Genomic DNA, 23,580 nt, shown 5'->3' with positions numbered 1-23,580 from the left:
CTGTTGGGCAAACTCGACTGGGCCGCCATTCCATTTCATGAGCCGATCATCATGGGAACGGTGGCGAGCGTCGCCGCCGTCATTCTGGCGGTTCTCGCATGGGTCACCGTCAATGGATACTGGCCATACCTCTGGCGGGAGTGGATCACATCGGTCGATCATAAGCGTATCGGCGTGATGTATATCGTCCTTGCACTGCTCATGCTTGTGCGCGGCTTCGCGGACGGAATCATGATGCGGACGCAGCAGGCGGTCGCCGCCGGCGGCGCGCAGGGATATTTGCCGCCCGAGCATTTCGACCAGATCTTTTCGGCGCACGGCACGATCATGATCTTCTTCGTGGCCATGCCTTTTGTCATCGGACTGATGAATTTTGCCGTGCCGCTACAGCTCGGCGTCCGCGACGTGGCGTTCCCGACGATGAATTCCGCGAGCCTCTGGCTGACCGCGACAGGCGTCCTGCTGATCAACGTCTCGCTCTTCGTCGGTGAGTTCGCAAAGACCGGCTGGGTTGCCTATCCCCCGCTCAGCGAGCTGCAGTTCTCGCCAGGGGTCGGCGTCGACTACTATCTCTGGTCCCTGCAGATCTCGGGCATCGGGACCCTGTTGAGCGGCGTCAATTTCGTCACGACGATCCTGAAGTTGCGGGCGCCTGGCATGAACCTTATGCGCATGCCGGTGTTCTGCTGGACTGCGCTTGCCTCGAATCTTCTGATCGTGGCCGCCTTTCCGGTGCTCACCGCCCTGTTCGCGATGCTGCTGCTCGACCGTTACCTCGACTTTCACTTTTTCACGCTGGACGCCGGCGGTAACGCGATGATGTACGTGAACCTGTTCTGGGTCTGGGGTCATCCCGAAGTCTACATCCTGGTCCTGCCGGCCTTCGGCATCTATTCGGAGGTGAGCGCGACATTCTCCGAAAAGACGCTGTTCGGCTACCGGTCGATGGTCGGTGCGACCCTGGCGATCTGCGTGCTCTCCTACACCGTATGGCTGCATCATTTCTTCACCATGGGCGCAAGCGCGGGTGTGAATGCCTTCTTCGGCATCACAAGCATGATCATCGGCGTGCCCACGGGCGTCAAAGTCTTCAATTGGCTGTTCACGATGTATGGCGGTCGCGTTCGGTTCACGGTGCCGGTACTTTGGACGATCGGCTTCATGGTGACGTTCGTGTTCGGCGGCCTGACCGGGGTCCTGCTGGCGTTACCGGCGGTTGATTGGCAGGTGCACAACAGTGTCTTCCTGGTTGCCCATTTCCATCACGTCATCGTCCCGGGCGTGCTGTTCGGGGCCATCGCCGGCTACAATTACTGGTTTCCCAAGGCATTCGGTTTCAGGCTGGATGAGCGCTGGGGTATCGCGGCCTTCTGGTGCTGGTTCATCGGCTTCCATTTCGCCTTCATGCCGCTCTACGTGACCGGGCTGATGGGGATGACCCGCCGTCTCCAGCACTACGACGTCCTCGCCTGGCAACCCTGGCTGCTGGTCGCCGAGGCGGGCGCGGTCATCGTGATGGCCGGAATCATCTGCCAGGTCGTGCAGCTCGTGGTGTCCATTCGCCGCTGTGAACAGCTGCGCGACACGACAGGCGATCCGTGGAACGGCCGCACCCTGGAATGGGCCACCGCATCGCCGCCGCCGGCGTGGAATTTTGCGGTCCTGCCGCGCGTCGATGACATCGATGCCTTCTGGACCAGGAAGCAGCGCGTGCTCGCGAAACAGGACGCCGCGGGGCGGCAGCGCAGGTACGAGCCGATCGAAATGCCCAAGAACAGTCCGGCCGGCTTTGCGACTGCGTTCTTTGCAGCGGTCACTGGCTTCGCCCTGATCTGGCATATCTGGTGGATTGCAGGTGTCGGACTGCTCGGCGCGACCGTGACGTGGCTTGCCTTCATGTTCCGTGTCGAGGACGAGGTCGAGATCCCGGCAGATCAACTTGTCCGGTTCGATCGGGCACATCAGGTGGAGGTCTCGTAATGAACGTCCTGGTCGATGCAAATGCAGTCCGCGCAAGCGAACTGCTTGACGTCAGCGAGGCGGGTCCCGCATCCAAACGAATCGTCGCCGGCTTCGGGTTCTGGATCTTCCTGCTGAGCGACATCGTGATGTTCTCGGCGCTGTTTGCGAGCTATGCCGTGCTCGCAAAGGCGAGTGCGGGCGGCCCGACCGGCGCCCAGTTGTTCGATCAACGCAACGCCGCGATAGAGACTGCTCTTCTGCTGCTCTCCAGCTACAGCTGCGGACTGATGTCCCTGGCCATCATTTCGCGCCATCAACTCGGCACCTTCATTGGTGCCGTGGTGACGATCCTCCTGGGTGCAGCATTTCTCAATCTCGAATTCAGCGAATTCCAGGACATGATTGCGGTGGGGGCATCCCCGCAGCGCAGTGCTTTTCTGTCTGCCTTCTTCACGCTGGTCGGTTGTCACGGACTGCACGTGGCGATCGGGCTGGCCTGGCTCGTTCTCATGATGGTTCAACTGTCGCTGAGGGGATTTCAAGCGGTCGTGGTTCGCCGCTTGCACTGCTTCTCCCTGTTCTGGCACGCGCTCGACATCATCTGGGTCCTGATATTCACGATTGTCTACCTGATGGGAGTCCTTCCATGACTGAAACGCGTTGGGATGTTATTGCACCGGGAGACAGGCCGGCGATTCCGACCGCAGAGCGGGCCGCGTCTTCCGGCGTTCTCGTGTACACGATCGGCTTGCTGCTGGCGGCAATCCTGACCGTCACATCCTTCTGGGTGGCCAACACCTCGGCGATCTGGGCGCCCGGTGTGCCGGCCGGGCTCGCTGTCCTGGCCATCGCTCAGATGGGAGTGCACCTGGTCTTCTTTCTTCATATCACCACGGGACCGGACAGCACGCACAATGTCCTGGCGCTGGCATTTGGCGTGCTCATCGTATTCTTGGTCCTGGCGGGTTCCCTTGTGATCATGGCCAACTTGAACGAGAACATGATGGCACATGGCGAGATAATGAAGTTGCAAATGCAGCGCTGAGCCACATGGACGCTTCCATCATCTCTGCACTCGCGGCCCTCTCCGGCGCAACTATTGGCGGCTTGACGAGCGGGGTGGCCAATTGGCTGAACCATCGTAGCCAGGTCCGCGCGCAATGGCTGCTTCATGAGAAGAGCCGGCGGCAGATCCTCTACAGGGATTTCATCGAGGAAGCCGCGAGATGTCACATCGATGCGCTTCAGCATCATGAGGTCAGCGACGGCGCCCCGGGACTGGTTGCCCTGTACGCAAAGCTCAACAGGATGCGAGTGCTGTCCTCGCAGCCGGTTGTGCGGAGCGCCGAGCACATCGCCCAAACGATCATGGATACTTATTTGGAACCGGACAAGAGTTTCGGCGAACTGCGTGACATGGCAAAATGCGGATCCATCGATCTGCTGCGCGAATTCAGCGAGGCCTGTCGCGAGGAATTCGAGGAAATGCGCGACCGGCAACTGTGACGGCGGACGCGAGCATTGAGGACACGTCTTCCGGCAGTGTCGCCGTTGAGGGGCACCGTCGCGCCTGTCCGGTGGAGGAACCCTCGCCCGTAGCGAATGTCACGGGCCCATCAGCCGGATGCGCCGGCCAGCGTCGGCAGCAATCCATGACAAAACCGCGGCAACCATAGCAAAGCCGCGACCAGGGAAATCCTGCATAACCGGGCTCGTGCCGCCGCCGATGCCGCAGCGCCGCTTGAAGGAAGCCGGAGATGACCCAGGTCTATTTTCACCGCTCCACCACGAAGAAGGTTTTTCTCGATCACCACGGCGCCGTGGTGAACGATCTCGCCGAGGCACGCGATCATGCGACCCGTCTCGTGCAATCCTTCGTCAGCGAGCACAGCCTCGAGGATTGGCGTGACTGGGTTCTGCATGTCAGCGACGACCGGGGCGATGAGCTGTTCGTCGTTCCCTTTATCTTCGTACTCGGCAAGCCGCATTGAGGCCAACATGCGCACACCACGATGGCCGACCGCGCTGCTTCGCCGAACGATGAACGAAGCCGCGAGAAGCGTGGGCAGGCTCCTTGCGCGCATGCGGGCCGCTGCGGGTCACCTCGGTACGGCGGCGGCGCCATTGTTGCCCTGATCGACTCGCGATCGGACCAGGCGCTGTGGGCAATTAGCGGGGCGAACACTCCGGACAGGTGTCGCCGAACGAATCCAGGACATCGCAAATTTCTGCGACGGCGTCGTCAGGAGAGACGTCCGAGGGCGGATCCTGCTCCGCAATCTTGAGGGCGCGGTCGCGCGCGTGCGGGTCAGCGCGATCCATCGCCCAGCCATGCTCCTCGCATTCGTGGATAGCGCCCGCCTCCTGAAGCACGCTAATTGCCCACCCTCTCAGTGTCCGTATGGCACTCCGTCTTTGCGTGGTCATCAGCATCGCGTTGGCTCCTGCCGGGCCGAATCCCTTCGGCCCCGTGCCCGTTCCAGGCGGTTAGCACGGGGCAGGGATTCGCAATCGTCAGGGCTGCGACTTGTCCACCTGTTCCGCACCGCCTATGCAGAACGCTACGCTGGCGGCGTGGGGTCTTCCTTCTCGCCAGTCGCCACGATCTTCAAAGCGCCATCCGGCAGCGGTCGCTGCAGCACCTTGGCTTCGTCCCACGGCGCCCGCATCCACACCTCGTACTCCTGGGTCGTGGTCAGGATCACCGGCATAGCCTTGGGATGCACGCGCTTAACCTCGGCGTTGGGCTCGCACGTCAGGAATCCGAAGACGTCGATGCTGACCTCGCCTTCCTTCGCCTTGCGCACGCTCGTCCAGTTCGTCCAGATGCCGGCGAAGGCGGCGAGAGGACGAGATTCATTAAGAGCGAACCACACAGGGACCTTTTTGCCCTCGATCGTGTCGTACTCGGAAAACGATGTAAGGGGCACCAGGCAGCGATTGTCAGGCTCCAGCCAGCGCTTCCAGTGGCTGCTGCTGGTGTTACGGATGTTGGTGATGCCGCTGTCCGGCTCTAGCCGGAGCAATTCCTTGAACTCAACCGTCTTGCCCTTGGCCTCGAGCTTCTGCGCGCGCTTCTTCGTTGCTTCCATCAAGACCTTCGGCGACGAAGGCATTCCCCACCGCGCCTTCACGATCTCGCGCCCGTCTGCAGCATTGCGGACGATAGGGGCAGGGTAGTCGGGAAAGATGCCGGGCATGCTCGGCAGATTTCCGACGTGGCTGTTCAGCGCTCGAAACAACTGACGGATTGCGTCAACGTTCTTCGTCATCGAGTAGAGATTGCACATCGTCAGGTCTCGGAGGAAGAGGAGCGGGGGTGGTGCGCGAGTTGCAGCAGCGTTGCGGAAGGGCGACGACCCGCCTTAGCACATTTGTTGCAGCGGAGCCTGCCGGCCAGATCGTGCACAAAAGTTGTCGCGGCGTGCGGCAATGCTGCCAGATCAACATCGCGACGGGTCTTGCAGCGGGAGCATTGGATCTCGAGCCACGGGTAGCCGCCGTTGATCGCCTGATCGACCGTAGGTGAGGGATCGATGGGCTCGCCGTTCGCCCACATCCGTTCGTTCCAGCTCTCGCAGAGAAGGCGATCGGCCTGTTTGATCAGCACTTCGCCTTGGGCGCGAGCCGCTGCGGACTGCGCGGCCAGAATGGTGGTCATCGCGCGTGCCTTGCCGAGCTCCTTGCCTAAAGCCTTTCGGTCGCCACCGGAGAGTGGCGTCGGGTGATGCTTCGGAGCCATCCGGGACGCGGCTTATCAATTCAGACAGGCTCGAAGGCCGGCCAGCAGCCGTCCTCCTCATAGCGCCCCGTCCGGCTCTGGCAGGTGTTGTTCAGCAGCCGTTGCCCGACCTCCTTCCAGGTGGCGTGTTGCCCGTACAGGCGAACCGCGTCCGCTTTCTGGATCTCGACAATGCGCCCGCACCTGCGGCAGGAAACCCGCAGAACGTGCTGCGGGAGCTCGGACAGACGGAGCCCTGCGCTCCGTCCCACGGGCTCGGCGTCAGCCGGGCAATCATCAAGGATGGAGCGCCAATATTCCTCCGGCATCTCGTCCTGCGGACCAAGCGGGCGCACCTGTCCGGCCCGATGACCCATTGAGCTTGCTAGCTTTTCCATCTGTTTTGGGGTGGGCATCCGCCAACTCGCAGGTCGATCGCTCATGCTGCGAATTAGAACATAAAGGGAACAAAAGTCGAGTCCGACCAAAGGAGGCTGGCTGAAAAATTTGGCGCCGGAGGTGTCGGAACCAGCTGCTTTGGATCGTCTTGAATCCAGGCCGCCTCGGAACGGAGTACTGCGTACATGGCCCCGCGCGCCAACTGGAAAGGCTTCCTGCGTTTATCACTCGTGACCTGTCCGGTGGCGCTTTACCCGGCGACATCTGAGTCCGAGAAAATCTCCTTCAACCAGCTCAACCGGCAGACGGGTCACCGGATCAAGTACCTCAAGGTCGATGCGGACACAGGCGATGAGGTGCCCAACGAAGACATCGTGAAAGGCTATGAACTGGAGAAGGGCCAATTCATCGAGGTCACCAAGGAAGAGCTCGAAGAGATCGCGCTGGAGTCCACTCGCACAATCGAGATCGACGAATTTGTCGACAAGAGCGACATCGATCCGCGCTATCTGATCCGTCCTTACTATCTGCGACCTGATGGCAAGGTCGGCCACGACGCCTTCGCAGTGATCCGAGAGACCATTCGCGAGATGAACAAGGTCGCCATCGGTCGCGTGGTATTGACCAATCGCGAGCACATCATCGCGCTTGAGCCTATGGACAAGGGGCTCGTAGGAACGTTGCTACGATACCCCTATGAGGTTCGCAGCGAGCAGGAGTACTTCGACGAGATCCAGGACGTTAAAGTCACCAAAGACATGCTCGACCTTGCCAAGCACATCGTGATCCAGAAGGCAGGCAATTTCGATCCTGAAAAGTTCGAGGACCACTATGAGAGCGCACTGGTCGAACTGATCAACGAGAAGCGGGCAGGGAAGGTGATCCGTCCGAAGGAGCGGCCGAAGGGTGAGAACGTCGTCGATCTGATGGATGCGTTGCGCAAAAGCGTGGGCGGTGCGGCAGCCGAGCAAAAGAAGCCCGCCAAGAAGTCGAAGAAGGCTTTCGCCGGCCAGAAGGAAATGCTGATGCCCATAGCCGGTAAGAAGCAGGCCAAAGAGACAAAAGCGAAAAGGCCAGTAGCCACGAAGTCGCAGCGTCGGTCTGCCTAAATTGGCTTTTGCACTTCCATAGGTCGGGCCAGATTCTGCTTGAGAAAACTTGGAACAATGTTCAGGCGATCTAATTGGAACTCTGCCCATCCCAGCTGAGGACGAGCAGTTCGCTGGAAGCATCTTGATGAGGGAGGAGCTACAATGGGCGACGAACGAAAATCATCAAAAGCGGGGAAACGGGCCGCTGAAGGCTTGCGCGAAGCAGCTTCCAACGAGGAAGCAAAAAACGAAAGCAAGATGGGGCACGATCTAGCTAAGGGTGCTGATCGTTTCGAAGAGCACTCTAAGAGCTCCGATGGAAAAAGCGCGGGCGAGAAACAAAAAACCTAAATCCACCCGCAAATCCGTCGCGGCTTCCGGCAAAAAAGACGCAGCGGACGCTATGAAGAAGTCAGTTCCGCTCACGTTTCGCCCTCGCCGCTCCTTCCGGATTTATGCTCCAGGAAAGAAAGCGCGCTGCGTCTTCGCCTCAGGGACGGCGAGATTCTATCGCAACCGCTTTGGCTACCAAGCGCCAAAATAGGGGAACTCTGCACTCTTAAACAAGTTACAGAGCGGCCGGAAGAATGAGAGGTCGTGTGCGCGGTGCGCGGCATTCCCTTTCGCCAACTTTCTAAGAACGTTTTAGCGTCGACTCCAAGAATTTTTCCCGGCGCGTTTGGATCGCCACCACTAGGGCGAGGACTCCCACTGCCACGAGGAAGTAGCCGAACTCGCGGAAGCTCGGCCAAAGGTAAGTGACTGCGCTTCCAAGTGCGCCGAGTCCTAGTGCGATGAACCAACCGATGCCATTCCACCCCATCGGGCGATCTTATGCGCGGACTCGCGTTATGCGCGAGTACGACTTCGGTCGGAGGGCAGGTCGATCCCCAAGGATTTTCGTGCGCATCAAGGGGGCTCGGCTTGGGTACGGGCGCCGGGGGGAGGCCGATATTATCCACATCTTCTACAACCGCGATGAAATCGCGACACAAGGGAGGATACGACTCGCACAGGATGGTGATTTTACTTGGCTTTTCCTCGCCAAGAACTCCCTGCGCAGGGGAGTGCAAGCGAAGGCCCACCTGAGGGATCTGATTGAGATCCCAATGGGCGACGCATTCAGGCCGCGAGCCTCGGCTGGTGCTTTTCTGGATCTATGCCAGGTGCAGACGCACCGACGATCCGTCGCAGCTCGGCGGCGATCCCATCCAGCACCGCGCGTTTCTCCTTCATGCGCTTGCTGTGATTGTAGACCTTGCCGGTGACGCTCGGCACGACGACCTCGGACTTTTTGCTCGCAGCGTGATCGAGGCACTTCGCGATCCATGCATCGTCAAAGCCGAGATCGCCCGCCAAGGTGGCCGCCGTCCGGCGCAGATCGTGAGGGGTGAACGGCTTGAGGCCAAGCAGCGCGCAGATGCCGGGCGTCCTCACCTTGCCCTTGCGCTTGTCGCCACGCAGCGCGTCCGCCATGGCCTTCCGATGCAGCGGCTGATCGCCGAGCGGGGAGGCGAAGACGAATTGCTTGTTCGACCCCCGCAGAGCTTCCCTGACGATCTCGACCGCCAAATCGGACAAGGGCTGCTGGATGACGCGCCGCTTCTTTACCCGCTTCAACGGGACGTCCAGACGCGGGATGTCGCCATCGAGGTCGGCCAGTTCGTCGCGGCGCGCGCCGAGCAGTTCGCGCGACCGCAGCATGGTCACAAGCTCGAACTTCAAGGCAAGCCGCGTGCGGCGGTCCCATGACGCCAGCAGAACATCGTCATCGAGCCCATGCCAGAACACCTTGATCTCGTCCTCGGATAGGACCCGGGTGCGGGGGTGCTCCGGATCGAGCTTCGGCAGATTGACGCAGGGACTGGCCGTCACATAGTCGCGGCCGGCTTCGGCTGCCCAATTGAACAGGCCCGAGGCGGCCTTGCGCATATGACGCGCGTTGCTGACGGATGGCCTACCGAACTTGCCTGCGATGATGTCGTTCGACAGTGTGGCGATGTCGTGCTTGGTGACCTCCATGGCCAGCTTCTTGCCGAGCCGCGGCCGGATGAAGCGGTTGAGGTGGCTGGCGGTGTTATCCCAGCTTTCCAGCCGGGGCCGCATCTCGCCGTCCGGCTTTTTGACCGGCGTCTTCATCCACTTGATGCGCTCGTCGATGATCTCGCCGACGGTCCTGCCGCGCTTGGCCTTCGCGACCTTCTGGTCGGGGAAAGTCTCGACGAGTGCCTCGCCGCCCATGGCCTTGAGGCCGTAGACCCTGCTGCGGGCGTCCTCGACCGTGAAGGTCTCGGGGTTATAGACCCCGAGCCAGCCGGTCCGCTGCTTGCCGGTCTGCCTGTCGGTGAACTTGAAGGAGAAGGTCGCAACCCCGGCGGTCGTGATGCTGACGTACAGGCCACGGCACTTGCGGTCGTAGAACTTGGACCGCTTTGCGACCCGCTTCTCGCACAGTCGGTCGGTCAGAATGACGCTGCTGTTGCGGCCCCGCTTGCGGGCGGGGGAGGGGACAGTGGTAGTATCCATGTGGTTTCGGCTCCTAAGGCTTGGGACCAAAGGGCTCGGCTTTGGGGCTTTCAGTCTGTCGTGCGGACGCTGAAAGGCTTAGGGCCGGGCCCTTGTTTTGGTGAAGCCCGCTGAAACAGCCCGCATCAGCGTAGTCGAAAAGTGCTTGTTTTGAAGGGTTTTGTTAGTTTCGGCGTGTTTCACCGAATGCCAAAATATAGACGTGTGGTCCTGGCCGTCGTTGCTACGGTCAAGCCCTTGCGGATGCGGCAGTCGCGTCAACCGGCGCGCTGCCGGCGACTTTCGCTGGGGCGAGGGAGGCCAGAACGAACTCGGCTCCCGGGAGAGCACGGCATAAGCCGTCCGACCATCGCGCAGGGAAGGCCGTGTGTTGGGCTTCACCTGTATGCTGCTGTGCGGTCTCCTTGCGCTACCTTTCGCGCAGCGGACCGCGGGTGCGAGCTGGCACCCGGCCTTCCCTGCGCCCTCTTGGCTTCGAGGGCGGAGCAATCAAGCAAAGCTCGGGCGAATTGCGCCGCGAGGGCGAATACGCATGTCTGCAACCACACACTCGCTGTCATCGCCCGGCTTGACCGGGCGATCCAGTATTCCGAGGCTGTCGTGATTGAACCGATAGGCCGCGGCGTACTGGATTCCCCGCCTTCGGGGGAATGACAGCGGAGTTGGGAGAACGAAGCCCGCGCCCCTTACGAGAGTTGCAGGGCTCCGCTAAACAGCCAATGCCCCCATCACAGCCACGTGTCTTTATTCGGGAACAATCATTCCCTATTATTCCGCAATGCAAAAAGCCGCCCGCCGATCCCAGCCCGCAGCCCGTCCGCCCGGCCGTCCCCGGGAGTTCGACATGGATACCGCGCTCGACCGCGCCGTGCGCGTGTTTCGGGAGCGCGGCTATCATGCTACCTCGATCGGCGACCTCACCGCGGCAATGCGGCTCGCCACCGGCAGCGTCTACAAGGCGTTTCGCGACAAGCATGCGGTGTTCCTCGCCGCCTTCGAGCGCTACACGGCGCTGCGCCAGGAGCAGACCCGCAGCGCCGCGGCGCGCGCCGACAACGGCCGCGAGCGGCTGCGCAATGTGCTGCTGTCCTATGTCGCGCATTCGCAAGGCATCGAGGGGCGGCGCGGCTGCCTCGTGGTCGGCAGCGCGGTCGAGCTGTCGGCGGTCGATTCCGCCGTCGCCGCCCGCGTTCGCGCCCAGCTCGAGACCAACGAAAGCTTCATCGCCGGCCTGATCCGCGAGGGCCAGGCCGACGGCTCGATTCCCGGCCATGTCGAGGCGGACGACACCGCGCGGCTGATGATCTGCATCACGCAAGGCATGCGCGTCGTCGGCAAGGCACGCCTGCCGCTCGACGGCATGCGCCTCGTCGGCATCGCGATGAAGCTGTTCGCCTGAATTCATGTCCTATTAGGGAATGATCGTTCCCGATTGTTTGGAGACCACGTGAAATGACGATGAATGCCACGATCGAGACCGCGCCCAGGCCGGATGCGGTGTCGCAGCGACTGACCTTCGTGCTGGCCGCGGCCTGTGGCATGGTCGCCGCCAACATCTACTACGCCCAGCCGCTGATCGCCCCGATCAGCGCCGCGCTCGGCCTGTCGCACGAGGCGGCGGGGCTGATCGTCACCATGACGCAGGTCGGCTACGGCGTCGGCCTGCTGTTCATCGTGCCGCTCGGCGACCTCGTCGAGAACCGCACGCTGATCTGCTCCGTCATCACGCTCGGCGCCGCCGCGCTGATCGCGGCCGCGTTCGCCACCCACGCGTTGCCGTTCCTCATCGCGGCGCTGTTCATCGGCCTCGGCTCGGTCGCGGTCCAGATCATCATTCCCTATGCCGCGCATATGGCGCCGGAGGCGATCCGCGGCCGCGTCGTCGGCAACGTCTCGACCGGCCTGATGCTCGGCATCATGCTGGCGCGGCCGGTGTCGAGCTTTGTCACCGCAGCCGCCTCATGGCATGCGGTGTTCTTCTGCTCGGCCGCGCTGATGATCGTGCTCGCGGCGGTGCTGTGGATGACGCTGCCGAAGCGGAAGCCAGTCGTGCGCATGCATTACGGTACGCTGCTGCTGTCGATGCCGCATCTGGCCCTGACCACGCCGCTGCTCCGGCGCCGCGCCCTGTACCAGGCGAGCCTGTTCGGCTGCTTCACGCTGTTCTGGACCGTGGCACCGCTCCAGCTCGCGAGTGAATTCGGCTTCACCCAGCGCGGCATCGCACTGTTCGCGCTCGCCGGTGTCGCCGGCGTGTTCGCAGCTCCGATCGCGGGCCGGCTCGCCGATCGCGGCCACAGCCGCATCGCGACGCGGGTCGCCATGCTGCTCGCCGCCGCCGGCTTCCTCGTGACCTATCTCGGCGCGCCCGGCTCGATGCTGAACCTCGCCTGCCTCGTCGTGGCCGCGATCGCCATCGATATCGGCGTGCAGGGCAACGTCGTGCTCGGCTTTCGCGCCATCTTCGTGCTCGGGCACGAGCACCGCAGCCGCCTCAACGGCCTCTACATGGCGACGTTCTTCGCCGCCGGCGCTGCCGGCTCGGCGGTCGGCGCCTGGGCCTTCGCGCAAGGAGGCTGGACGGTCGCATCGGCCATTGGCCTTGCTTTGCCAGTCGCGGGCCTGCTCTATGCCGCCACCGAGTAGGGCCGCGATTGTGCGATGCGGGCGTTTACCAAGCTGCGGCCGGCGGCCGAATTTCGATCTCGCGATTTCCGGAGCGCTGTAGTACTTTGGTCGCAAGCGGCCTTGGTTAACGGGCGGCAGGGGGAGGCTGATGAAGCGTGCGGGACTGTTTGGCGTACCGCGAGTACGGCCATGGTCGTGGCAGGCGTTCCTGCTTGGATTCGGCGTCGTCGCAGCGTCGGCTGCGATTCAAGGCATCTGCGTCGCGCTCGGCGCAAAGCTCTATTTCGCGGCATTCTTGCCCAGCCTGTTCGTGCTCGGCATCGTCGCAGGCGCGCCGGCGGCTGTGTTCGCGGCGCTGCTCACGGTGCCGCTGGTGTGGTGGGCGTTTATACCCCCCTTCTTCGAGTTCATGCCGCTGACCAGCGCGAATGCGGATTCCATCAACCTGTTTTGCCTGCTCGCGGTGCTCCTGATTGGCCTTGCCGATCTCTGCCGCGAGACGATGGCGATCATCAGCCGCGGCGGGCTAAAACCCTCGGGCGAAAGCGCGGCAACGAATTCGCAATAAATCAGCGGTGCCGGATCGCGCGCGTTGCGCGTGCGCAACAGTCTGGCAACCATCCGCGAGCTTGCTGCGCGCCGCTAACTTTTCGAAAAAGATTTGGCCGCAATTTCTCCCCCGGGAATGACGAGGGAGTTTTCGATGAACGGCCAAATAAACGGTCACGCCATTTTGGAGAACGTGCGTCGCTATCGCGGCATCGCATCGCTCTATCGCCAGACCGCTGCATTCCGCCCGGGCCAGAGCTGGTCGCTGCTGGAGCAGGCGCGGGACTGGGAAGCGCGGGCGCTGTCGGAGCTGGAAGCCTATTTTGCCACGCGCGTGGATTACGCCGCTCCGCTTGCGGCCTGATCGTTAGCCGCGCCAGGCGCGGCGCGATCGGTCCGGTCAGGGGGGCGGCCCGTGGCGACTACGGAGTTCTCTCGCTGGCCGCCTGTGCTAGCAACGGCCGACCGAGATCATCTTCAAATCGGCCGGGGGCAAGCGATGACCACCTTCAACCGCATCTTCACGACGGAGCGTCTGCTCCAGATCATCGTCGTGCTGGCGGCGACCATCGCCATGAAGCTGATGAGCTGAGCGCCGGCGAATTATCGTCCGCCGAATTCGGGCACGTCGGGCAGATAGTTCGAACCTTCCGAGCCGAGAAAATCGAACATCGCCTGCGCCGGCGGCAGCAGCACCTTGTCGCTGCGGCGGATCACGTACCATTGCCGGACGATCGGAAGACCAGCGACGTCGAGCACGATGAGGCGGCCTTCGGCGAGCTCGTGCGCCACGGTGTGGGCCGAGATGAAGGCGATGCCGAGCCCGGCAATGACGGCCTGCTTGATCGTCTCGTTGCTGCTCATCTCCATGCCGATGATCGGCTCGAGATCCGACTTCTGAAACATGCCCTCCATCAGCGTGCGCGTGCCGGAGCCCGGCTCGCGGGTGAGGAAGGTCTCGTGCACGAGGTCGGTCAGGCTGAGGCCGGAATCCTTCTCCAGCCAGTGCCCCTTGCGCGCGACGATGATGTGCGGATTGCGCCCGAGCTGACGCACGTCGACGCTGACGTCGGCCGGTGGCCGACCCATCACCGCGAAATCGAGGTCGTAGCCGTGCATGGCCTCGCGGATATCCTCGCGATTGCCGATGGTGAGCTTGATCTCGATCTTCGGATAGCGCTTGGAGAACGTCGCGATCGCATGCGGTACGAAATATTTCGCCGTCGAGACGGCGCCGAGATGGACGGTGCCGCCGGTGCGGCCGGCCAGCAGGTCGAGCGCGCCCTGGCAGTCCATGATCGCGGCCTCGACTCGCTCGGCGAGCGCCAGCACTTCCCGGCCGGCCTCCGTCAGCAGCATGCCGTCGCCAGTCCGCTGCACCAGCGGCAACCCTGCAAGGTCCTGAAGCTGCCGCAGCTGCTGGGTCACGGCCGGCTGGGTCAGGCCGAGCTGGCTCGATGCCGCCGTCACGCTGCCCTTGGCGGAGAGCGCCGCGAGCGAGCGAAGCTGCCGGATCGTCAGATGCCGGAGCTGGGCCGCCGGATGGCCAGGGCCATTATAAGAAAATTCTTTGGCGCTCATTATGAATAGAAATTTTCCTTATTAAGCCGGCCCTGTCAATCTCATCGTGCTGGGACTGACCGCACCGACCTCCAGCGGGGAGGGAACTGGATGCGGCGCCAGCAAGGGGATGGACGCAGATGACCGGGCAACTCAGGCTGGACGACCACCTTCAACGGTATTCCGAGACGACGCCGCATGCGCTCGCGGTTGCGGCCGCAGTCGACGCCATCGCGGCGGCGGCGATCGAGATCGCCGACCTCATCGCGACCGGCGATCTCGCCGACGCCTCCGGCCTGACCACCGGCCGCAACAGCGATGGCGACGTCCAGCGCGATCTCGACGTCCAGGCCGATGCGATCCTGCGACGCTGCCTCGGCAAGCTCCCGATCGCGGCGCTGGCGTCGGAGGAAATGCGCGAGCCGCAGATCGGTGATCGCGAAGGCCGCGTCTGTGTCGCGATTGATCCGCTCGACGGCTCCTCCAACATCGACATCAACATGACGGTCGGCACGATCTTCTCGATCCTGCCCGCGCCCGACGATCTGAGCCTTGCCTTCCATCAGCGTGGCTCGGCGCAGCTTGCCGCGGGGTTTGTCACCTACGGCCCGCAGACCTCGCTGGTGCTGACGCTCGGCGACGGCGTCGACATCTTCACGCTCGACCGCAAGGCTGGCTGCTTCCGCTTCGCACGCAGCGCCGTGCAGATCTCCGAGGCGTGCGAGGAGTTCGCGATCAACGCGTCGAACCGCCGGCACTGGGATCCGCCGGTGCGCGCCTTCATCGACGAGTGCCTTGCCGGCGTCGAGGGGCCCGCGAACCACAATTTCAACATGCGCTGGATCGGCTCGCTGGTGGCGGAGGCCTATCGCATCCTCACCCGCGGCGGCGTGTTCCTGTATCCGTCAGATGCGCGTCCCGGCTATGGCGACGGCCGCCTGCGCCTCACCTATGAGGCGCATCCGATGGCCATGATCATCGAGCAGGCCGGCGGCTCGGCCTCGACCGGGCGCGAGCGTATCCTCGATCTGTCGGCGCAAAGCCTGCATCAGCGCGTGCCGCTGATCATGGGCTCGAGCAACGAGGTGCGGCGCGTCGAGGAGCTGCATTGCGATCCGCTTTTGGTTGCCAGCGTCGCCGCGCCGCTGTTCGCGCGACGCGGTTTCTTCCGGCTGTAGGAGGGCGTCCCATGTCCAGGAAGCATCCGATCATCTCCATCACCGGCTCCTCCGGCGCCGGCACCACCTCGGTCAAGAAGACGTTCGAGCAGATCTTCTTCCGCGAGAAGGTCAACGCCGTCTACATCGAGGGCGACGCCTTCCATCGTTACGACCGCGCCGAGATGCGCACGAAGATGGCCACGGAGGCCGAGCGCGGCAACAAGCATTTCAGCCATTTCAGCCCCGAGACCAATCTGTTCGAGGAGCTGGAGCGCGCGTTCCGCGACTATGGCGAGACCGGCACGGCGACGACGCGGCATTACGTGCACGACGCAGAGGAGTCCGCGCTGCACGGCGCTGCGCCCGGCACCTTCACCGAATGGGAACGGCTGCCGGAGAGTTCGGACCTGTTGTTCTACGAAGGCCTGCATGGCGCCGTGGTCACCGACAAGGTCAATGTCGCGCGCTATGCAGATCTGAAGATCGGTGTCGTGCCCGTCATCAATCTCGAATGGATCCAGAAGCTGCATCGCGACCGCAGTGCGCGCGGCTATTCGACCGAGGCCGTCACCGACACCATTCTGCGCCGGATGCCGGACTACATCCACTACATCTGCCCGCAATTCACCGAGACCGACATCAACTTCCAGCGCGTGCCGACGGTGGACACGTCAAATCCGTTCATCGCGCGCTGGATCCCGACGCCGGACGAATCGATGGTCGTGATCCGCTTCAAGAATCCGCGCGGCATCGACTTTCCCTATCTGCTCTCGATGCTGCCGCACAGCTGGATGTCCCGCGCGAACTCCATCGTGTGTCCGGGCGCGAAGCTCGATCTCGCGATGCAGCTCATCCTGACGCCGCTGATCATGCAGCTGATCGAGCGCAAGCGCAGCCTGAAGTGAACGAGGAGACAACCCGATGAACATCTCCGTCCACGCCGAAGCCGACCTCACCGCGGTCACGCACAACGATCTCGCCAACGCCGTCCGTTTTCTCGCGGTGGATGCCATCGAGACCTCGCAGTCCGGCCATCCCGGCCTGCCCATGGGCATGGCCGATGTCGCGACCGTGCTGTTCTCGCGCTTCCTGAAGTTCGACTCGGCCCATCCCAACTGGCCGGACCGCGACCGCTTCGTGCTGTCGGCGGGGCACGGCTCGATGCTACTCTATGCGCTGCTGCATCTCACCGGCGGCGCGGTCAGCCTCGACGATATCAAGGCCTTCCGGCAATGGGGCTCGAAGACGCCGGGCCATCCCGAATATGGCCACACGCCCGGCGTCGAGACCACGACGGGTCCGCTGGGACAGGGCATTGCGACCGCGGTCGGCATGGCGCTCGCCGAGCGCATGGCCAATGCGCGGCATGGCGACGGCCTCGTCGATCACTTCACCTATGTCATCGCCGGCGACGGCTGCCTGATGGAGGGCATCAGCCAGGAGGCGATCTCGCTTGCCGGTCATCTCAAGCTCGGCCGCCTGATCGTGCTGTTTGACGACAACGGCATCTCCATCGATGGGCCGACGTCGCTTGCGACCTCGGACGATCAACTCGCACGCTTCGCTGCCTCCGGCTGGTCGGTGCGCCGCGTCGACGGGCACGATTCTGAGGCCGTTGCGCGGGCGATTGCGGAGGAGCGCGAAACTGCAGAACCGTCGCTGATCGCCTGCCGCACCATCATCGGCTACGGCGCGCCGGATAGGCAGGGGACCGAGAAAGCGCATGGCGCGCCGCTCGGCACCGAGCAGATCGCGGCAGCGCGCCGAACTCTTGGTTGGGACTATCAGCCCTTCGTGGTGCCGATTCCCATCGCGAAGGCGTGGCGGATGATCGGGCAGCGCGGGCAGGTCGAGCGTCTCGCCTGGCTCGATCGCTACGAAGGCGCGACGCCGGAGCAGCGCGATCTGTTCGTCGAGAGCAAGGCCGTTGCCCTGCCGAACGCCTATGCCCAGGCCTCGGCGAAATTGCGCGAACGCTTTGCCAGCGAGCGGCCGAAGCTCGCGACGCGGCAGGCCTCGCAACAGGTGCTCGAGGCCGTCGCCGGAACGATTCCCGGGCTGATCGGAGGCTCCGCCGACCTGACGCATTCGAACCTGACGCACGCCAAGGCGCAAGTCCCGGTCAAGAGTGGCGCATTCGCCGGCGACTACATCCATTACGGTATCCGCGAGCACGGCATGGCGGCTGCGATGAACGGCCTCGCGCTGCATGGTGGGTTCATTCCCTATGGCGGCACCTTCCTCGCCTTCTCCGATTACAGCCGGCCCGCGATCCGCCTTGCGGCTCTGATGCGGCTGCGCGTCATCCATGTCATGACGCACGACTCCATCGGCCTCGGCGAGGACGGACCGACGCATCAGCCGGTCGAGCATCTCGCCGCGCTGCGGGTGATTCCGAATCTTCTGGTGTTCCGGCCGGCCGATGCGGTGGAAACGCTGGAGGCCTGGGACTGCGCACTTGAAGAGGAGGATCGTCCCTCCGTGCTCTGCCTGTCGCGGCAGGCGTTGCCGACTTTCCGCAGCGATGTCCGCGGCCGGAACCGCGTCGCCCGCGGCGCCTATCTCATCGTCTCGCCCGATGGTGGCCGCGACGTCACGCTGATGGCGACCGGCTCGGAAGTGTCGATCGCGTTGGAAGCGGCCAGGTTGCTGGCGACCGAGCACGTGCGTGCGGCCGTGGTCTCCGCACCGTGCTTGGCGTTGTTCGAGGAGCAGCCGGACGATTACCGCGCTGCCGTGCTGGGCACCGCGCCGCGCGTCGGCGTCGAAGCGGCGGTGGCCGGCGATTGGCATCGCTGGATCGGCGCTGACGGCGAGTTCGTCGGCATGCGCGGCTTCGGCGCCTCGGCACCGGCACCGGTGCTCTACCGCGAATTCGGCATCACGCCGCAAAGCGTTGCCGAAGCCGCCCGCCGGGCGATCGCACGCAAGAAGCAATAAGGAGAACTGCCCGTGGCCCGTATCACCCTTCGCCAATTGCTCGATCATGCCGCCAATCACGGCTACGCCGTGCCGGCGTTCAACATCAACAACATGGAGCAGGGCATCGCGATCATGCAGGCGGCGGCCGAGGTCGACGCGCCCGTGATCATGCAGGCCTCGCGCGGCGCGCGCAGCTATGCCGGCGATCTCATGCTGTCGCACATGATCGACGCGCTGGAGCGCACCTATCCGGACATCCCGCTGTGCATGCACCAGGATCACGGCAATGACGAGGCGACCTGCGCCTCCGCGATCGCCTATGGCTTCACCTCTGTGATGATGGACGGCTCGCTCAAGGCCGATGCCAAGACCGCGGCTGATTACGACTATAACGTCGCGATCACCCGCCGCGTCGTCGATCTCGCCCATTGGACCGGCGCCTCCGTCGAGGGCGAGCTCGGCGTGCTCGGCTCGCTCGAACATGGCGGCGGCGAGCAGGAGGATGGTCACGGCGTCGAAGGCAAGGTCAGCCACGATCAGCTGTTGACCGATCCCGACCAGGCCGTCGACTTCGTCCGCGCCACCAAGGTCGATGCGCTCGCCATCGCGATGGGCACCTCGCACGGCGCCTACAAGTTCAGCCGCAAGCCGGATGGCGACATCCTGGCGATGCGGGTGGTCGAGGAGATTCATCGCCGGCTGCCGAACACGCATCTCGTCATGCACGGCTCCTCCTCGGTGCCGCAGCCGCTCCAGGACATGTTCAACCAGTTCGGTGGCGAGATGCCGCAGACCTGGGGCGTGCCGGTGGAGGAGATCGTCCGCGGCATCAAGAGTGGCGTGCGCAAGGTCAATATCGACACCGACTGTCGCCTGGCCATGACCGCCGTGTTTCGCAAAGTCGCGACTGAGGCGCGCTCGGAGTTCGATCCGCGCAAGTTCCTCAAGCCCGCGATGGACGCGATGCGCGAGCTCTGCCGCGACCGCTTCGAGCAGTTCGGAACCGCGGGCCATGCCAGCAAGATCAAGGTCATTCCCCTGAGCGAGATGGCGCGGCGCTACCGCGCCGGCGAGCTCGATCCGCGCATCGGCGCCCGCGAGCCGGTCGCAGCCTAATCATTCAGAGAGAGAAGAGCAGGAGAGAGCCATGAATGCACACGCAGGAACCGTCCGCGGCAAGGAGAGATATCGCTCGGGCGTGATGGAATACAAGCGCATGGGCTACTGGGAGCCCGACTACACGCAAAAGGACACCGATGTCATCGCTCTGTTCCGCGTCACGCCGCAGGAGGGCGTCGATCCGATCGAGGCATCCGCCGCAGTCGCGGGCGAATCCTCGACCGCGACCTGGACGGTGGTGTGGACGGATCGCCTGACCGCTGCGGAGAAATACCGCGCGAAGTGCTACCGCGTCGATCCGGTGCCGGGCTCGCCGGGCTCCTATTTCGCCTACATCGCCTATGACCTCGACCTGTTCGAGCCCGGCTCGATCGCCAATCTCTCGGCGTCGATCATCGGCAACGTGTTCGGCTTCAAGCCGCTCAAGGCGCTGCGTCTGGAGGACATTCGCTTCCCGGTCGCCTATGTGAAGACGTTCCAGGGGCCGGCGACCGGCATCGTGGTCGAGCGCGAGCGGCTCGACAAGTTCGGCCGGCCGCTGCTCGGTGCAACAGTGAAGCCGAAGCTCGGACTCTCCGGGCGCAACTACGGCCGCGTCGTCTACGAGGCGCTGAAGGGCGGACTCGACTTCACCAAGGACGACGAGAACATCAACTCGCAGCCCTTCATGCACTGGCGTGACCGCTTCCTCTATTGCATGGAGGCGGTGAACCGCGCGCAGGCCGCCTCGGGCGAGGTGAAGGGGACGTATCTGAACGTCACCGCGGCGACCATGGAGGACATGTACGAGCGCGCGGAATTCGCCAAGGAGCTCGGCTCGGTGATCGTCATGATCGACCTCGTGATCGGCTACACCGCAATCCAGTCGATGGCGAAATGGGCGCGCCGCAACGACATGATCCTGCATCTGCACCGCGCCGGTCACTCGACCTATACGCGGCAGAAGAGCCATGGCGTGTCGTTCCGCGTCATCGCCAAATGGATGCGGCTCGCCGGCGTCGACCACATCCATGCCGGCACCGTGGTCGGCAAGCTCGAAGGCGATCCCAACACCACGCGCGGCTATTACGACGTCTGCCGTGAGGACTTCAACCCGATGAAGCTCGAACACGGGCTGTTCTTCGACCAGTCGTGGGCGAGCCTGAACAAGATGATGCCGGTGGCCTCCGGCGGCATCCATGCCGGCCAGATGCATCAGCTGCTCGATCTCCTCGGTGAGGACGTCGTGCTGCAATTCGGCGGCGGCACCATCGGCCACCCCATGGGCATCGCCGCCGGTGCGATCGCCAACCGCGTTGCGCTTGAGGCGATGATCCTCGCCCGCAACGAGGGCCGCGACTACGTCCATGAAGGCCCGGAGATCCTGGCGAAGGCTGCGCAGACCTGCACGCCGCTGAAGTCCGCGCTCGAGGTCTGGAAGGACGTCACGTTCAACTATCAATCCACCGACACGCCGGACTTCGTGCCGACGGCGCTGGAAACCGTCTGAGGAGTTTTGAGATGAAACTGACCCAGGGCTGCTTCTCGTTCCTGCCTGATCTCACCGACGACCAGATCTACAAGCAGGTGCAGTATTGCCTCACGAACGGCTGGGCGGTGAACATCGAGTTCACCGACGACCCGCATCCCCGCAGCACCTATTGGGAGATGTGGGGCCTGCCGATGTTCGACCTCCAGGACGCTGCCGGCGTGATGATGGAGCTCGCCGAATGCCGCAGGGTGTATGGTGACCGCTACATCCGCATCAGCGGCTTCGATTCCAGTCATGGCTGGGAATCGGTGCGGATCTCGTTCATCGTCAACCGGCCTCCGAAAGAGGCGGAGTTCGAGCTGGTGCGGCAGGAGGTGGGCGGACGCGCCATCCGCTACACCACCGTGCGGAAGCTCGCCGCGCACGCTTCTCAATAGCCATTCTCCCTCCGCGCGGAGCACTCGCTGCTCCGTTTCCTTGGCGGACCACTGCTTCGCCGCATCCCCCCGCGGCGAAGCTCTTTTCTTCGAGGGTAGCCATGCTGGATGTCCCCCACGCCACGACAACCGAACCCGGCGAGACCAGTTTCGTTTTACGCAAGGAAGCTGAAGCCGCCGGAGTCACCGACACGCTGCAACAGCTCGAGCAGGAGTTGATCGGGCTCAAGCCGGTGAAGAACCGCGTACGCCAGATCGCTTCACTGCTGCTGATCGAGCGCATCCGGCAGCGCGCGGGCCTTGCCGCCGCGCCGCCGACGCTGCACATGTCGTTTACCGGCAATCCCGGTACCGGCAAGACCACCGTGGCGCTGCGCATGGCGAAGATTCTGCACGGGCTCGGCTTCGTGCGGCGCGGGCAGGTGATCTCGGTGACGCGCGACGATCTCGTCGGCCAATATATCGGCCACACCGCGCCGAAGACCAAGGAGATCCTGAAGAAGGCGATGGGCGGCGTGCTGTTCATCGACGAGGCCTATTATCTGCACCGGCCAGACAACGAGCGCGACTATGGCCAGGAGGCGATCGAGATCCTGCTCCAGGTGATGGAGAACCAGCGCGAGGATCTCGTCGTGATCCTCGCCGGTTATGGCGAGCGGATGACGAGCTTTTTCGCCTCCAATCCTGGCTTCCGTTCGCGCATCGCCCACCACATCGAATTCCCGGATTATGCCGAATCTGAGCTGCTCGTCATCGCCGAGCTGATGCTGAAGGAGCGCGGCTATCGCTTCTCGGCGGCAGCGCGGGAAGCGTTCGAAAAATACATCGCGCTGCGCCGGACCCAGCCGTTCTTCTCCAATGCGCGCTCGATCCGCAACGCTGTGGACCGCATCCGCCTGCGCCAGGCCGATCGACTGGTGTCCGATCTCGACCGCATGCTCGATGTCGCCGATCTCGAAACCATCGATCCTATGGATGTCCTTGCAAGCCGCGTGTTCACCGGTGGAGCAGATGCGCGGAGTGCAAAGCCATGAGCAGGGAGATCATCATCGCCCCCTCGATCCTGGCGGCGGATTTCGCCCGTCTCGGCGAGGAGATCGCAGCGATCGACGCAGCCGGTGCCGACTGGATCCATTGCGACGTGATGGACGGACATTTCGTGCCGAACATCAGCTTTGGCGCCGACGTCATCAAGGCGATCCGGCCGGTGACGTCGAAGATCTTCGACGTGCATCTGATGATCGCACCGACTGATCCCTACCTCGAGGCATTCGCAAAGGCAGGCGCCGACGTCATCACGATCCACGCCGAGGCCGGCCCGCATCTCGACCGCTCGCTCCAGGCAATCCGCGCGCTCGGCAAGAAGGCCGGCGTCAGCCTGTGTCCGGCGACACCAGAAAGCGTGATCGAATATGTGCTCGATCGGCTCGACCTGGTGCTGGTGATGACGGTCAATCCCGGCTTCGGCGGCCAGTCCTTCATCGGCTCCCAGATCGAGAAGATCAGGCGGGTTCGCAGCATGATCGGCGACCGGCCGATACGGCTCGAGGTCGATGGCGGCGTCACGCGCGACAATGCTGGTGCCGTCGCCGCCGCGGGCGCCGATACGCTGGTCGCGGGATCGGCGGTGTTCCGCGGCAGGAGCCGCGCCGATTATGCCACCAACATTGCCGCCATTCGCGCTGCTGCGGAAGTCGGGCGGGTTCCGAAATTGCAGGAAATTTCCGCCCAGCCGATGCGGGCCGGAGAGGGCGCGCTCATCCGGTAGACGACGGATCAGACGCGCGGCGATGTCGTCGCGGTTCCGATCGTGCCCAAGCGCGCCATCTTTCTCCGGGGTTCTACGGAGGATGCCGCGCAAACCGACCGATTCCTTTCAGGCCGGGGTAACCAACGCGGCCGGGACGCGAGTTCGATTAACGCCCACGCAATGCTGAGCGCCTCAATCTGCGGTTCAGGAACGCTATGAGAGCGCGGGGATGCGGAACGCAGATATTTGCAGGCATGAGGCCTGCACGCGGCGCGGAGCGATGGC

The 23,580-nt window shown here is 63.5% G+C and carries 25 protein-coding genes; 19 read left to right on the top strand and 6 right to left on the bottom strand.

The window, feature by feature from the left end:
- The 5 genes from cyoB to AAFG16_RS36515 all read left to right on the top strand — a co-directional run bounded on the left by cyoB (position 1) and on the right by AAFG16_RS36515 (position 3,953).
- A complete protein-coding gene (gene cyoB, locus AAFG16_RS36535) occupies positions 1 to 1,980 on the top strand; it encodes a cytochrome o ubiquinol oxidase subunit I (protein WP_342741023.1) in 1,980 nt (659 codons plus the stop codon).
- Positions 1,980 to 2,612 carry a cytochrome (ubi)quinol oxidase subunit III gene (locus tag AAFG16_RS36530; protein WP_342733131.1) on the top strand — a complete coding sequence of 211 codons (633 nt, stop codon included), beginning with the start codon at positions 1,980 to 1,982 and terminating at the stop codon, positions 2,610 to 2,612. The genes cyoB and AAFG16_RS36530 overlap by 1 nt, the downstream gene beginning before the upstream one ends.
- A complete protein-coding gene (gene cyoD, locus AAFG16_RS36525) occupies positions 2,609 to 3,007 on the top strand; it encodes a cytochrome o ubiquinol oxidase subunit IV (protein WP_342733129.1) in 399 nt (132 codons plus the stop codon). The genes AAFG16_RS36530 and cyoD overlap by 4 nt, the downstream gene beginning before the upstream one ends.
- Before the next feature lie 5 nt (positions 3,008 to 3,012).
- Entirely contained in the window at positions 3,013 to 3,468 is a 456-nt protein-coding gene (locus AAFG16_RS36520; protein ID WP_342733126.1) for a hypothetical protein, read from the top strand.
- Between the two features lie 251 nt (positions 3,469 to 3,719).
- Complete coding sequence (locus AAFG16_RS36515; RefSeq protein ID WP_342733124.1) at positions 3,720 to 3,953, top strand: hypothetical protein; 234 nt, start codon at positions 3,720 to 3,722, stop codon at positions 3,951 to 3,953.
- Positions 3,954 to 4,131: 178 nt separating this feature from the next.
- On the opposite strand, the gene AAFG16_RS36510 is transcribed toward AAFG16_RS36515, so the two are convergent.
- From AAFG16_RS36510 to AAFG16_RS36495, 4 genes are all read right to left on the bottom strand, one after another.
- Positions 4,132 to 4,395 (bottom strand): hypothetical protein, encoded by a 264-nt coding sequence (locus AAFG16_RS36510; RefSeq protein ID WP_342733122.1) that lies wholly within the window; start codon positions 4,393 to 4,395, stop codon positions 4,132 to 4,134.
- A gap of 128 nt (positions 4,396 to 4,523) precedes the next feature.
- A complete protein-coding gene (locus AAFG16_RS36505; RefSeq protein ID WP_342733120.1) occupies positions 4,524 to 5,252 on the bottom strand; it encodes an SOS response-associated peptidase family protein in 729 nt (242 codons plus the stop codon).
- Between the two features lie 2 nt (positions 5,253 to 5,254).
- The gene (locus AAFG16_RS36500; protein ID WP_342733118.1) at positions 5,255 to 5,704 is read right to left on the bottom strand and encodes a hypothetical protein; all 450 of its coding nucleotides are present in this window, start codon (positions 5,702 to 5,704) and stop codon (positions 5,255 to 5,257) included.
- Positions 5,705 to 5,724: 20 nt separating this feature from the next.
- Entirely contained in the window at positions 5,725 to 6,099 is a 375-nt protein-coding gene (locus tag AAFG16_RS36495) for a hypothetical protein (protein ID WP_342733116.1), read from the bottom strand.
- Positions 6,100 to 6,267: 168 nt separating this feature from the next.
- On the opposite strand from AAFG16_RS36495, the gene AAFG16_RS36490 reads away from it, so the two are divergent.
- Both AAFG16_RS36490 and AAFG16_RS36485 read left to right on the top strand, forming a co-directional pair.
- Entirely contained in the window at positions 6,268 to 7,191 is a 924-nt protein-coding gene (locus AAFG16_RS36490; protein ID WP_342733114.1) for a Ku protein, read from the top strand.
- Between the two features lie 144 nt (positions 7,192 to 7,335).
- Entirely contained in the window at positions 7,336 to 7,524 is a 189-nt protein-coding gene (locus tag AAFG16_RS36485; protein ID WP_342733112.1) for a hypothetical protein, read from the top strand.
- A 771-nt stretch (positions 7,525 to 8,295) separates the two neighbouring features.
- Here the strand turns inward: AAFG16_RS36485 and AAFG16_RS36480 are convergent.
- On the bottom strand, positions 8,296 to 9,699 hold the full coding sequence (locus tag AAFG16_RS36480; RefSeq protein WP_342733110.1) for a site-specific integrase: 1,404 nt from the start codon (positions 9,697 to 9,699) through the stop codon (positions 8,296 to 8,298).
- A gap of 844 nt (positions 9,700 to 10,543) precedes the next feature.
- Here AAFG16_RS36480 and AAFG16_RS36475 point away from each other — a divergent pair.
- The 4 genes from AAFG16_RS36475 to AAFG16_RS36460 all read left to right on the top strand — a co-directional run bounded on the left by AAFG16_RS36475 (position 10,544) and on the right by AAFG16_RS36460 (position 13,240).
- Positions 10,544 to 11,098 (top strand): TetR/AcrR family transcriptional regulator, encoded by a 555-nt coding sequence (locus AAFG16_RS36475; RefSeq protein WP_342733108.1) that lies wholly within the window; start codon positions 10,544 to 10,546, stop codon positions 11,096 to 11,098.
- A gap of 53 nt (positions 11,099 to 11,151) precedes the next feature.
- Positions 11,152 to 12,345: an MFS transporter gene (locus AAFG16_RS36470; protein ID WP_342733106.1), complete on the top strand. Its 1,194-nt coding sequence runs from the start codon at positions 11,152 to 11,154 to the stop codon at positions 12,343 to 12,345.
- Between the two features lie 130 nt (positions 12,346 to 12,475).
- Positions 12,476 to 12,895 carry a DUF4118 domain-containing protein gene (locus AAFG16_RS36465; RefSeq protein ID WP_342733104.1) on the top strand — a complete coding sequence of 140 codons (420 nt, stop codon included), beginning with the start codon at positions 12,476 to 12,478 and terminating at the stop codon, positions 12,893 to 12,895.
- Positions 12,896 to 13,030: 135 nt separating this feature from the next.
- Positions 13,031 to 13,240, top strand: coding sequence for a hypothetical protein (locus tag AAFG16_RS36460; protein ID WP_283081226.1), 210 nt, complete (start codon positions 13,031 to 13,033; stop codon positions 13,238 to 13,240).
- A 239-nt stretch (positions 13,241 to 13,479) separates the two neighbouring features.
- Here AAFG16_RS36460 and AAFG16_RS36455 read toward each other — a convergent pair whose 3' ends face one another.
- Positions 13,480 to 14,457 carry a LysR family transcriptional regulator gene (locus AAFG16_RS36455; protein WP_342733102.1) on the bottom strand — a complete coding sequence of 326 codons (978 nt, stop codon included), beginning with the start codon at positions 14,455 to 14,457 and terminating at the stop codon, positions 13,480 to 13,482.
- Between the two features lie 119 nt (positions 14,458 to 14,576).
- On the opposite strand from AAFG16_RS36455, the gene AAFG16_RS36450 reads away from it, so the two are divergent.
- The 8 genes from AAFG16_RS36450 (at position 14,577) to rpe (ending at position 23,313) form a co-directional block, all read left to right on the top strand.
- Positions 14,577 to 15,614 carry a class 1 fructose-bisphosphatase gene (locus tag AAFG16_RS36450; RefSeq protein WP_342733100.1) on the top strand — a complete coding sequence of 346 codons (1,038 nt, stop codon included), beginning with the start codon at positions 14,577 to 14,579 and terminating at the stop codon, positions 15,612 to 15,614.
- 11 nt (positions 15,615 to 15,625) lie between these two features.
- On the top strand, positions 15,626 to 16,501 hold the full coding sequence (locus AAFG16_RS36445; RefSeq protein WP_283081223.1) for a phosphoribulokinase: 876 nt from the start codon (positions 15,626 to 15,628) through the stop codon (positions 16,499 to 16,501).
- 16 nt (positions 16,502 to 16,517) lie between these two features.
- Complete coding sequence (tkt, locus tag AAFG16_RS36440; protein ID WP_342733098.1) at positions 16,518 to 18,536, top strand: transketolase; 2,019 nt, start codon at positions 16,518 to 16,520, stop codon at positions 18,534 to 18,536.
- A gap of 12 nt (positions 18,537 to 18,548) precedes the next feature.
- Positions 18,549 to 19,634 (top strand): class II fructose-bisphosphate aldolase, encoded by a 1,086-nt coding sequence (gene fba, locus AAFG16_RS36435; RefSeq protein WP_342733096.1) that lies wholly within the window; start codon positions 18,549 to 18,551, stop codon positions 19,632 to 19,634.
- Positions 19,635 to 19,665: 31 nt separating this feature from the next.
- A complete protein-coding gene (locus AAFG16_RS36430; protein ID WP_342733094.1) occupies positions 19,666 to 21,126 on the top strand; it encodes a form I ribulose bisphosphate carboxylase large subunit in 1,461 nt (486 codons plus the stop codon).
- 11 nt (positions 21,127 to 21,137) lie between these two features.
- Positions 21,138 to 21,545, top strand: a complete 408-nt coding sequence (locus AAFG16_RS36425; RefSeq protein ID WP_027558230.1) for a ribulose bisphosphate carboxylase small subunit — start codon at positions 21,138 to 21,140, stop codon at positions 21,543 to 21,545.
- 101 nt (positions 21,546 to 21,646) lie between these two features.
- Positions 21,647 to 22,579, top strand: a complete 933-nt coding sequence (gene cbbX / locus AAFG16_RS36420; protein ID WP_342733092.1) for a CbbX protein — start codon at positions 21,647 to 21,649, stop codon at positions 22,577 to 22,579.
- Complete coding sequence (gene rpe / locus AAFG16_RS36415) at positions 22,576 to 23,313, top strand: ribulose-phosphate 3-epimerase (protein WP_342733090.1); 738 nt, start codon at positions 22,576 to 22,578, stop codon at positions 23,311 to 23,313. Before cbbX ends, rpe begins: the two co-directional genes overlap by 4 nt.
- The last annotated feature ends 267 nt before the right edge of the window (positions 23,314 to 23,580 follow it).

It is taken from the genome of Bradyrhizobium sp. B117 (assembly GCF_038969555.1).
Classification (GTDB): Bacteria; Pseudomonadota; Alphaproteobacteria; order Rhizobiales; family Xanthobacteraceae; genus Bradyrhizobium.
Note: the sequence above shows the minus strand (reverse complement) of the source record. Positions and strands in the feature narration are given on the sequence as shown.